General features: G+C 72.1%; 7 protein-coding genes. All 7 read right to left on the minus strand.

Annotated elements, in window-relative coordinates; translation table 11 throughout:
- Positions 1-125: 125 nt before the first annotated feature.
- A complete protein-coding gene (locus AC0CYZ_RS23180; protein ID WP_472219707.1) occupies positions 126-605 on the minus strand; it encodes a hypothetical protein in 480 nt (159 codons plus the stop codon).
- Positions 602-1336, minus strand: coding sequence for a hypothetical protein (locus tag AC0CYZ_RS23185; protein WP_472219709.1), 735 nt, complete (start codon positions 1334-1336; stop codon positions 602-604). The genes AC0CYZ_RS23180 and AC0CYZ_RS23185 overlap by 4 nt, the downstream gene beginning before the upstream one ends.
- A 227-nt stretch (positions 1337-1563) precedes the next feature.
- Positions 1564-2586: a uroporphyrinogen decarboxylase family protein gene (locus AC0CYZ_RS23190; protein WP_472219711.1), complete on the minus strand. Its 1023-nt coding sequence runs from the start codon at positions 2584-2586 to the stop codon at positions 1564-1566.
- An 11-nt stretch (positions 2587-2597) separates the two neighbouring features.
- Positions 2598-2957: a hypothetical protein gene (locus AC0CYZ_RS23195; protein ID WP_472219713.1), complete on the minus strand. Its 360-nt coding sequence runs from the start codon at positions 2955-2957 to the stop codon at positions 2598-2600.
- Positions 2954-3820 (minus strand): DODA-type extradiol aromatic ring-opening family dioxygenase, encoded by an 867-nt coding sequence (locus AC0CYZ_RS23200; protein ID WP_472219716.1) that lies wholly within the window; start codon positions 3818-3820, stop codon positions 2954-2956. Before AC0CYZ_RS23200 ends, AC0CYZ_RS23195 begins: the two co-directional genes overlap by 4 nt.
- A complete protein-coding gene (locus AC0CYZ_RS23205) occupies positions 3813-4640 on the minus strand; it encodes a citryl-CoA lyase (RefSeq protein WP_472219718.1) in 828 nt (275 codons plus the stop codon). The genes AC0CYZ_RS23200 and AC0CYZ_RS23205 overlap by 8 nt, the downstream gene beginning before the upstream one ends.
- Positions 4633-5647, minus strand: a 1015-nt coding sequence (locus AC0CYZ_RS23210) for a CaiB/BaiF CoA transferase family protein (RefSeq protein ID WP_472219720.1), incomplete at its 5' end; no start/stop codon positions are given. The genes AC0CYZ_RS23205 and AC0CYZ_RS23210, both read right to left, overlap by 8 nt.

Genomic DNA, 5647 nt, shown 5'->3' on the forward strand with positions numbered 1-5647 from the left:
CCGCGGTGGTGGTCACGGGCCCACCCTGCCCGGTCGCGCGCCCCGGTGGCCCGGTGAGGGGTCCCCGGGCCCGGACACACCGACGGCCCCCGATCGCGGTGATCGGGGGCCGTCGGCGGGTCGGGTCAGAGCGAGAGCAGCCGGTCGAAGAACTCGCGGTAGCGGCGCAGCGCCTGGCGCAGCTCCTCGGTCCCGGGCTCGGTGTTGCCGCTCCACTCCGCCTCGAGCTCGGAGCGCTGGTCGCGGAACACGCGGCTGACCTCGTCGAGCACCTCACCGACCAGCTGGTCGGCCTCGGTCACGGCCTGGCGGGGCTCGTCGACGAAGGCCGCCTGGACCTCCTGCCAGCGCCCACGCAGCCGCTCGGAGGCCGACGGCTCGAGGACGCTGACGCCGTCGGACCCCGGCGCGTCGTGGTCGTGCTGGCCGGGCTGGTCGCCGTGCTGCCGGGTGTAGCGGCCCGGGCCGTCGTCCTGCCGGCCCGCGTCGCCGCCGCCGAGGCCCCCGCTGTCGTGGCGCCCGGCGTCGTCACGCCGGACCTCGTCGCGCAGGCCCTCGTCGTGCCGTCCCTCGCCCGTCGCCCCGGATGTGGTCTCCGTGCTCACCGTCGACTCCCGTCGTGGTCGTGTGCCCCGTCGGCCGGCGGACCGCCGGCCTCCCGCTCCTGACGTGCCTGCCCGGCACGCTCCCCCTCGGCCCCGCGGGGCTCGTCGCGCCGGCCCTCGACGGGCCGTCCCTCGTCGCGATGGCGACCGTCGTCCTCGCGGTGCCGACCGTCCCCGGACCCACCGCCGTCGTGGCCGTCCCCGCCCTCGTCGAGCAGGGCGTCGACGAGGCTGCGGTAGGACGTCACCGCGCCGCGCAGGTCCTCGGTCTCGGCGGACCCGTTGCGGTACGCGTCCCGCACCCGCCGGGCCTCCCGGTAGTTCTCCACCACCCGCGGGTGCTCGACCGAGATGTCGTCCACCCGCTGGTCGAAGTCGTCGACGGGGTAGCCGCGCTCGCGCATGATCGTCGTGACGAGCGAGTCGGCCTTGTCGACCGAGCCGCCCGGGTCGTCGACGAACTCCCCCTGGATCTGCTTCCAGTCACCGCGGAAGCGCTCACGGGTCTGGGGGTCGAGCGATCGGAGGTCGAGTTGCTGGTGGCGCTTGCGGCGCTCGGCCAGCTCCGCCTCGGCCTCGTTCTTGGACCCCGACCGGTCGAGCACGCGGTCGTACTCGGGTCCGAACGACTCCTGCAGCTGTTCGGAGCGTTTGCGTCGCGCGAGCACGAGTCCGCCGCCGGCCAGCAACAGCACGACGACCACCACGATGACGACGATGAGCACGGTCACGACAGCCCCTCCGTCGGGCACTGATTCATGACCGAGAGCGTCGTCCGGCGTACGGCCCGCAGCAATCACCCGGGCGAAGGTATGTGTGCTGCGACACACGGGCGATGAAGATCACCGCAAACCCCGGCGCCGCCGGAACATCGGGAAATAATGGCGAATGCCGGTACGCCCGGCTCCCGTAAACCAGGGTACGTGGACCGGACCGCCCGCGCACCGTGCTGTTCGGCTCAGCCCTGCTCGGACCGCAGGATCGCCGCCGCCTCGGCCATCGCGGCCATCTTCCCCTCGGCCGACCCGCGCGGGAGGTACTTCATCCCGCAGTCGGTGGCGATGACGATCTGCTCGGGAGGCAGGCGGTCGTAGGCCCGGCGGACGCGGCCCGCGACCGTCTCCGCGCTCTCGACCTCGGGGTCCGAGAGGTCGATGACGCCGAGGATGATCGTCTTGTCGGTGAGGTCGGAGAGCACCCCGAGGTCCAGGCCCGACTGCGCGGTCTCGATCGAGATCTGGTCGACGGGGCAGCCGGCGAGCTCGGGCAGGAACGAGTAGCCCTCGGGGCGCTCGTGGATGATCGCCGCGTAGCCGAAGCAGATGTGCACCGCGGTGGTGCCGGTGACGCCGTCGAGCGCGGCGTTCAGCGCGGCCAGGCCGTACTGGCGGGCCGCGTCCGGGCGGGCCTGCATGTAGGGCTCGTCGATCTGCACGATGTCCGCGCCGGCGGCGTGCAGGTCCTTGACCTCGGCGTTGACCGCGGCCGCGTAGTCCATCGCGGCGGCCTCGGCGTCGGGGTAGTGGTCGTTCTGGGCCTGCTGGGACATCGTGAACGGCCCGGGCACCGTCATCTTGACGACGTGATCGGTGTTCGCGCGCAGGAACTCGAGGTCGCGGACCTGGATCGGCTTCGGGCGGCGGATCGGGCCGGAGATGCGCGGGACCGGGTTCGGGTGCCCGGAGCGGTCGAGCGCCGTGCCGGGGTTGTCGACGTCGACGCCCTCCAGCGCGGTTGCGAAGTGGTTCGAGTAGCTCTCGCGGCGCATCTCGCCGTCGGTGAGGATGTCGAGCCCCGCACGCTCCTGGGCGCGGATCGCGAGCTGCGTCGCGTCGTCCTGGGCCTGCTCGAGCAGCTCGGGGTCGACCCGCCACAGCTCCTTCGCCCGGACCCGCGGCGGGAAGCGGCCGGCGAGCTTGGCGCGGTCGATGAGCCAGTCGGGCTGGGCGTAGCTCCCGACGAGGGAGGTGGGCAGCAGCATGGGGGCCTCCGCTACGTCGCGATGTCGGGGTAGGGCAGCGTCACGCCGTCCAGGGCGCGGGCGTAGGCGAGCTGGTACTCCATCGGGCCGTGGTCGCGCTCGAACAGCGCGATGAACAACGTCAGCGTCAGGAACGGGTGCGCACCCATCGAGAACAGCGCGACGTGGTCGTGGGTCGACAACGCCTCCCGCTCGGCCGGTTCGAACTCGAGCCAGGTGGAGCGCTCGTCGGAATGGCAGTTGAGAACCGCGTTCGCGTAGTCCCGTTCCCAGTCGGCGACACAGCCGACGGGGTCGGTGCGGTAGCGCTCGACGAGCTCGGGATCGCGGTCGACGGTGTAGAGGAACTTGTTCAGCAGGTACTTGCTCATCCCGTGGGCGCTCCCTTCGGGTACCAGGTGAAGTAGGCCTCCATCGTGTGGAAGAGGTCGAGGGAGTCGACGTGGTCGGCCTTCTTCCCCTCCCCCGCGACGCCCATCATCAACATGAAGTCCATGAAGCCGTGGGTGGCGTTGCCCGGCGCGTGGAGGCTGTCGAGGGTCACCTCGGACAGGCAGCCCTCGATGTCCCCGGAGGCGATCCAGTCGACGGCGCGGCGGTCGAACTCGGGGTCCGGGCCGGTGGGCCCGAACTGCCGCGGCCCGCCCAGCTCCAGCGACAGGTGGCCGGTGCCGATCACGGCGACCCGCTGGTCGGACGGCCAGGACTCCACGAGCTCGCGGATCGTGCGCCCGAGCTGCACGAACCGCTTCGGCTGCGGCAGTGGCGGCGCGAAGATGTTGGTGTAGATCGGGACGATCGGGAGGTCGGCCTCGGGGCGCAGCGTGATGATCGGGCACGTGATCGAGTGGTCGATCCGCAGTTCGTTGGAGAACGCGAGGTCGAACCCCGCGTCGAGCCCCTCGCGCAGGATGTAGGCGGAGAGGTCCTCCTGACCCCGCAGACGCATGCGGGGCAGGCCGAACTCGCGCTGTTCGTTGTACCAGTTGGCGTCGTAGACCGGCGCCTTCCCGACCAGGAACTGCGGCATGTTGTCCAGCCACAACTGGTGGAAGTGATCGGATCCGACCATGACCAGGACGTCGGGACGCGCCCGCGTCAGCGTCTCGCGGAACGTCTCGATCTTGGCCACCCACTCGTCGGCGAACGGCGGCCGGTCCTCCCCGGTCGACGTCGAGGCCCGGTAGTAGAACGGGTGGTGGGTGGACGCGATCACCGCGACGATCTCAGCCATGCGCATCTCCGTCGAGCGAGGGCGGCGTGTACGGATCGGGGTCGACGGGCCGGTTGTGCAGGTCGACCGACAGGAAGATGTCGTTCGCGACGGGGTGGCGCAGCTCCTCGGCGAGCTGCCCGATCAGCCCGGCGGTGCGCGCGAGCAGCGCGAAGCCGCGCAGCAGCTCGAGCGGCAGCCCGAGATCGGCCAGCACGGCGCCGCAGACTCCGGCCCCGTTGAGCGGCAGCGTCTTCCCCAGCACCTGTGGGTGCACCCGGCCGATGGCGGCGAACAGCGCGAGGTGCGGCCCGGTCACGCCCTCCTCGGCGGCCAGCGCCATGAGCTTCGGGGTCCGCGGGTCGCCCTGCTTGTGCACGTGGTGGCCGAGCCCGGGGACGAACCGCCCGGCCTCCCGCTGAGCGGTGACGGTGCGCAGGGCCAGGGCGTCCCAGCCCTCGTCGTCGGTGGGGAGGTCGCCGTGGGTCGAGACGAGCTGGTCGTGGAGGAAACGGCCGCAGTCCTCGGTGACCCCGAGGAACCGGGACCCGCCCGCGAGCAGGCCGGCGGCGAGGGCGCCCTGCACCGAGTCGGGCGCGGAGAGGTGCGTCAGCCGCGTGACGATGGCCGTGGGCGTGTAGCCGTGGTCGGCGAGCGCGGCGAGGACGGCCTCGAAGACGCGCGTCTCGCCCGGTGTCGGGCGCCGCTGCGTCGCGAGCCAGAACGCGAGCTCCCCGAACCCGACCTGCCCCATGACGTCCTCGACGAGGTCGTGGCCGAGCAGGGTGATCCTGTCGGGCGACGCCGCGCCGAGCGCCGTCTCGTAGACGCGGTCAGCCATCGGCCCTGCTCCCCAGCCACGTCCGCAGCTCGTCGCCGTGCTCGTCGAGCTCGGGCGGGGGGAGTTCGTAGACCGCCGGGGTCTCGGAGAACCGGATGGGGTGCCGCGTCGTCGGGACCGCGCGGTCGCCCTCCCCGACCTCGACCACCGGGTCGAGCCCGAAGCGCTCCGCCATCGCGAAGCCGCCGTCGATCGACTGGATCGGCCCGCAGGGGACCCCGGCGTCGACGAGCAGGTCGAACCACTCGACCGCGGTGCGCTCCTTGAGCTTCCCGACGAGGATCGGGCGCAGCTCGTCGCGGTTCGCCGTGCGGTCCGCGTTGCGGGCGAACCGGGGGTCGTCCGCGACGCCCTCGAGCCCGAGCACCTCGCAGAGCTTGCGGAACTGGCCGTCGTTCGCGGCGGTCACGATGAGGTCGTCGTCGGCGGTCTCGAGCGGCTCGTAGGGGAAGACGCTCGGGTGGGCGTTGCCCATGCGGTGCGGGACGACGCCGCCCGCGACCCAGGCGCTGGAGTGGTTGACCAGGCCCGTCAGCGCCGAGGAGAGCAGGTTGACCTCGACGTGCTGGCCGTCGCCGGTCGCGTCGCGATGGCGCAGCGCGGCGAGGATGCCGATGACGGCGTGGTTGCCGGCCATCACGTCGAACACCGAGATGCCCGCACGGTAGGGCGGGCCGTCGGGATCCCCGGTGAGGTCCATCAGCCCCGAGATGGCCTGGACCATGAGGTCGTAGCCCGGGACGTGGGCGCCCTTCCCCGAGCCGAAGCCGGAGATGGAGGAGTAGACGACGCCGGGGTTCGTCTCCGTGACGGCCTCGTAGTCCAGGCCGTACTTCGCCATCCCGCCGGGCCGCAGGTTCTCGATGACGACGTCCGCGCGGCGGGCGAGCTCCCGCGCCAGCGCGACGTCGTCGGGGTCGCGCAGGTCGAGCGCGATCGAGCGCTTCCCGCGGTTGATCCCGAGGTAGTACGTCGACGTCTCACCGCGCGTCGGGGGCATCCAGGAG

It is taken from the genome of Actinomycetospora sp. (assembly GCF_055612215.1).

Bases quoted from the DNA above. Each gene is read 5' to 3' on its own strand.
- AC0CYZ_RS23190 (WP_472219711.1), bottom strand. From the start codon at position 2,586: ATGCTGCTGCCCACCTCCCTCGTCGGGAGCTACGCCCAGCCCGACTGG.
- AC0CYZ_RS23195 (WP_472219713.1), bottom strand. From the start codon at position 2,957: ATGAGCAAGTACCTGCTGAACAAGTTCCTCTACACCGTCGACCGCGAT.
- AC0CYZ_RS23200 (WP_472219716.1), bottom strand. From the start codon at position 3,820: ATGGCTGAGATCGTCGCGGTGATCGCGTCCACCCACCACCCGTTCTAC.
- AC0CYZ_RS23205 (WP_472219718.1), bottom strand. From the start codon at position 4,640: ATGGCTGACCGCGTCTACGAGACGGCGCTCGGCGCGGCGTCGCCCGAC.